The sequence below is a fragment of the Streptomyces sp. NPDC057438 genome (assembly GCF_042802995.1).
Lineage (GTDB): Bacteria > Actinomycetota > Actinomycetes > Streptomycetales > Streptomycetaceae > Streptomyces.
Map to the genome: position 1 here is coordinate 1 of NZ_JBHVDD010000179.1, position 4518 is coordinate 4518.

The window sequence follows — 4518 nt, forward strand, 5'->3', positions numbered from 1 at the left end:
CCCCTTCAGATGGGGGGTGCGGGCCTCGTCGTACTTACGGGAACCGGCTAGTCCTCGCCGAGGTAGGCCTTGCGGACGGACTCGTCGTGGAGCAGGTCGGAGCCCGTGCCGGAGAGGACGACCTTGCCGATCTCCATGACGTGGCCCTGGTCGGCGAGGGAGAGCGCGGCCTGCGCGTTCTGTTCGACGAGCAGGATCGTGGTGCCCTGGGACTTGAGTTCGGCGATGGTCGCCATGATCTTCTGCATCATGATCGGCGAGAGGCCCATGGAGGGCTCGTCGAGCATGAGCAGTTTGGGCTGGGACATGAGGGCGCGGCCCATGGCGAGCATTTGCTGTTCGCCGCCGGAGAGGGTTCCGGCGGCCTGCTTGCGGCGCTCTCCCAGGATGGGGAAGAGGTCGTAGGCGCGCTGGATGCCCTTCTCGATGCCGGGCTTGTCGCTGCGCAGGAAGGCGCCGAGGCGGAGGTTGTCCTCGATGGTCATGCGCGGGAAGATGTGCCGCCCCTCGGGGGAGTGGGCGAGGCCGAGCGCGACGATGTCGTGCGCGGGGATCTTCTTGAGCGATTTGCCGTTGAACTTGATCTGGCCGCTGACGGGCTTGAGGAGGCCCGAGAGGGTGCGCAGGGTGGTGGTCTTGCCGGCGCCGTTGGTGCCGATGAGGGTGACGACTTCGCCGGCGTTGACCTTGAAGGAGATGCCCTTGACGGCTTCGATCTTGCCGTAGGCGACCCGGAGGTCTTCTACTTCGAGCAGTGCGGTCATCGGTCGTTCTCCTTGCCGGGCACGGTGTCCGTCGTGTTCTCGGCGTTCGCTTCGGCGGCTTCGACTTCGGCGACCTCGTCCTGGCCGGGTGCGTCTTCGAAGGGCTCGCCGAGGTAGGCGGCGACGACGCGTTCGTCGCCCTGGACGGTGGCGCTGTCGCCTTCGACGAGTTTTTCGCCTTGGACGAGGACGGCGACGCGGTCGCAGAGGTTGAAGATGAACCGCATGTCGTGCTCGATGACGAGGACGGCGATGCCCTGGTCGCGGATGGCGAAGACCAGTTCTTCGGTGGTGCGTGTTTCCTGGGGGTTCATGCCGGCGGTGGGCTCGTCCAGGAGGAGGAGGCCGGGCTCGCTCGCCAGTGCTCGGGCGATCTCGAGCTTGCGCTGTTCGCCGTAGGGGAGGTTGCGGGCGAGGTGTTCGGCCTTGGCGTCGAGGCCGACGAACTCCAGGAGTTCCATGGCGCGTTCACGGGAGGCTTTTTCGGCCTTGTGGAAGCCGGGGCCGCGCAGGAGGGCGGACCAGAGGCCTTCCTTGGTGCGGGTGTGGCGTCCGACGAGGACGTTCTCCAGGACCGTCATGTTGGCGAAGAGACGGATGTTCTGGAAGGTGCGGGCGATGCCGGCCGCGGTGACCTTGAAGGACTTGGGCGGCAGGACCTGGCCCTTGTAGCGGACTTCGCCCTCGGTGGGGATGTAGAGCCCGGTGAGGCAGTTGAAGAAGGTGGTCTTGCCGGCGCCGTTGGGGCCGATGAGTCCGACGATCTCGCCGCTGTTGACGGTCAGGTTGACGTTGCGTACGGCGGTGAGGCCGCCGAAGCGCATGGTGACGCCGCGGGCGTCGAGGACGGTTTCGCCGGCGGCGCTGGAGCCGGGGGCGGTGTCCTTGGTGGTGGTGTCGGTAGTCATGGTGGTCAGGCCCCTGCCTTGCTGAGCACTGCGGGCGCTTCGGCCTCTTCGTGGAATTCGAGCTGGCGGCGCCGGTTGGGGATGAGGCCCTCCGGGCGGAAGCGCATCAGGAGGACGAGCGCGAGTCCGAAGGCGAAGAGCTGGTAGTCGTCCAGGAACTGGAGCTTGGACGGGATGAGGTAGAGCAGTGCGGCGCCGACGAGGGGGCCGCTGATGGTGCCCATGCCGCCGAGGACGACCGCTGCGAGGAGGAAGGCCGAGTTGGGCGGGACGACTGCGGCGAACTGGTACTGCTCGGGTGTCACGGTGTAGGTGACGTGGGCCTGGACGGTGCCGGCGAGGCCGGCGAGGGCGGCGCCGAGGGCGAAGGCGATGAGCTTGACGCGGAAGCCGTTGATGCCCATGGCGAGGGCTGCGGTCTCGTCCTCGCGGATGGCGATCCAGGCGCGGCCGATGCGGGAGTCGCTGCTGCGCCGGAAGACGACGACCACGACCAGCGTGATGAGGAGCATCAGCAGGAAGTAGTTGGCGAAGCGGGCGATGGTGAAGCCGAGGAAGGTGTGTTCCTGGCCGAAGTCGAAGCCGAGGATGTTGAGGTTCGGGATCGAGGAGATGCCGTTGGAGCCGTTGGTGATGTCGGGGCCGGAGGTGCCGTCCATGTTGAGGACGGTGATCCGGAAGATCTCACCGAAGCCGAGCGTCACGATGGCGAGGTAGTCGCCGCGCAGGCGCAGGGTGGGGGCGCCGATGATGACGCCGAAGATCATGGCGACGGCGGCACCGAGGAGGGCGGAGGCCCAGAACGGCAGGTGGATGTCGAAGGGGGAGGAGGGGGAGCCGGAGACCATGGCCGCGGTGTAGGCGCCGACGCCGAGGAAGGCGACGTATCCGAGGTCGAGGAGGCCGGCGAGGCCGACGACGATGTTGAGGCCGAGGGCGACGGTGGCGAAGATGAGGATGTAGACGCCGATGGTCGCGTACTGGTCGTCGGACTGGGTGAAGGGGAAGGCGGCGGCGGCGACGAACGCGCCGATCATCGTGACGTTGCGGTGCTTGGCGGTGAGCGCGGAGATCCGGCCCACGAGGCCGGCCTTTGCGGCTGCGCCGAAGCTGAAGCCGGCGGTGATGAGGAAGCCGATGAACAGTTCGTCGTACTCGGTGCCGATGCCGTAGGTGAAGACGGTGAGGCCGAGGGCGAGTGCGGCGACGATGATGAGGATCTCGGCGTACGCGGGCAGTTGGCGCGCGGGGGCGGCGGTGCCGGAGGCGAAGGCGGCCTTGATGACGGTGCGCTGGTTGCGTGCCCTGTGGCGGTACTGGTCCCAGCCGGTGTCGTCGGGGTCGCCGGGTTCGGTCTCGGGCCGTGCGTAGGGCAGGGAGAGGGCGCCGAGGAGGGCGAGGAGGGTCGCGATGCCCGCGATCCAGCCGCCGGGCTCCAGGTTGACGGCGCCGCCGAGCTTGGCGCTGATCGCGATGATCGTGTACCAGGCGGTGGCGAAGGTGCCGAGGGCGGCCAGTTTGAGGGCGCTGTCGGCGCCTGCGGGGGTGAGCCAGCGCAGGCCCTTGATGCCGTAGGAGGACAGGCCGAGGAGGGTGGTGAGGGCGCCGCCGATGAGGACGAGGACCTGGAGGCCGCCGGGGTAGCCGTAGACGGTGAGGTCGCCGGGGAAGGCGGAGGTCCAGGTCCAGGCCAGGAAGGTGGAGACGATGGCGAGTGCTCCGCCGCCGGTGGCGAGGGCGCGGCCGATGTGCGGGGGGATGCCCACGAGGCTGTGCGCGGTGCCGGCGGTGGTCTTGCCGGTGGCCTGGGGTGTGGTGGTCTGTGTGGTCATCGGTGTCACGCCCTGTCCGACACGCGCTCGCCGAGCAGGCCCTGTGGCCTGACGAGGAGGACGAGGATGAGGAGTACGAAGGCCCAGACGTTGGCCCAGGACTGGCTGCCGAACTGCTCCATGCCGGGGATGTCGGAGATGTAGGCGGTGGAGAGGGCTTCGGCGACGCCGAGGACCAGGCCGCCGAGCATGGCGCCGTAGATGTTGCCGATGCCGCCGAGGACGGCGGCGGTGAACGCCTTGAGGCCGAGGATGAAGCCCATGCGGAACTGGACCTCGCCGTACTTGAGTCCGTAGGCGACGGATCCGACGGCGGCGAAGGCGGCGCCGAGGGCGAAGGCGACCACGATGATGCGGTCGGTGTTGATGCCCATGAGCTTGGCGGTGTCGGGGTCCTGCGCGGTGGCCTGCATGCCGCGGCCGGTGCGGGTCTTCATCACGAAGTAGGCGAGGATCGCCATGCTGATGGGAGCGGCGAGCAGCAGGAAGATGTCACCGGTCTGGATGGTGACGTTGCCGATCTGGAAGGGGCCGCCCTCGATCTGGGGGAAGGTGATCGCGGATCGGGCGTTGGGGTACCAGGCCCATACCGCCTGCTGGAGGGCGAGGGAGAGGCCGATGGCGGTGATGAGGGGCGCGAGGCGGGGTGCTGTGCGCAGGGGGCGGTAGGCGAATCGTTCCGCTCCGACCGCGACGAGTACGGCGACGAGGACGCCGCCGATGAGCATGAGGGGCAGTGCCACCCACATGGACGTGCCGTCGGGCAGCACGTACAGGTACATGGTGAGGGCGCCGAATCCGCCCACCATGAAGATCTCACCGTGGGCGAAGTTGATGAGCTGGACGATGCCATAGACCATCGTGTAGCCGATGGCGACCAGCCCGTACATGGATCCCAGTAGCAGGCCGTTGACCAGCTGCTGCGGCAGTTCGTTCACCGCATGTCCTCCGAGACTTCGGATATATCGAGGGATGTGACCGGATGCGAGTCCGCGCGGGGCGCCAGTGGTGCGG

4 protein-coding genes are annotated in these 4518 nt (G+C 68.0%); all 4 read right to left on the reverse strand.

Annotated elements, in window-relative coordinates; genetic code table 11:
• Positions 1-47: 47 nt before the first annotated feature.
• Genes ACFU5F_RS42040 through ACFU5F_RS42055 form a run of 4 tightly spaced genes read right to left on the reverse strand, consistent with a single transcriptional unit; the run spans position 48 to position 4442 of the window.
• Positions 48-764, reverse strand: coding sequence for an ABC transporter ATP-binding protein (locus ACFU5F_RS42040; RefSeq protein ID WP_383898931.1), 717 nt, complete (start codon positions 762-764; stop codon positions 48-50).
• On the reverse strand, positions 761-1672 hold the full coding sequence (locus ACFU5F_RS42045) for an ABC transporter ATP-binding protein (protein ID WP_383898933.1): 912 nt from the start codon (positions 1670-1672) through the stop codon (positions 761-763). The genes ACFU5F_RS42040 and ACFU5F_RS42045 overlap by 4 nt, the downstream gene beginning before the upstream one ends.
• Before the next feature lie 5 nt (positions 1673-1677).
• Positions 1678-3504, reverse strand: coding sequence for a branched-chain amino acid ABC transporter permease (locus tag ACFU5F_RS42050; RefSeq protein WP_383898935.1), 1827 nt, complete (start codon positions 3502-3504; stop codon positions 1678-1680).
• A gap of 5 nt (positions 3505-3509) precedes the next feature.
• Positions 3510-4442 carry a branched-chain amino acid ABC transporter permease gene (locus ACFU5F_RS42055; RefSeq protein ID WP_383898937.1) on the reverse strand — a complete coding sequence of 311 codons (933 nt, stop codon included), beginning with the start codon at positions 4440-4442 and terminating at the stop codon, positions 3510-3512.
• Positions 4443-4518: the final 76 nt, after the last annotated feature.

Coding starts and splice junctions, on each gene's coding strand:
- ACFU5F_RS42040 (WP_383898931.1), bottom strand. CDS start 764: ATGACCGCACTGCTCGAAGTAGAAGACCTCCGGGTCGCCTACGGCAAG.
- ACFU5F_RS42050 (WP_383898935.1), bottom strand. CDS start 3,504: ATGACCACACAGACCACCACACCCCAGGCCACCGGCAAGACCACCGCC.
- ACFU5F_RS42045 (WP_383898933.1), bottom strand. CDS start 1,672: ATGACTACCGACACCACCACCAAGGACACCGCCCCCGGCTCCAGCGCC.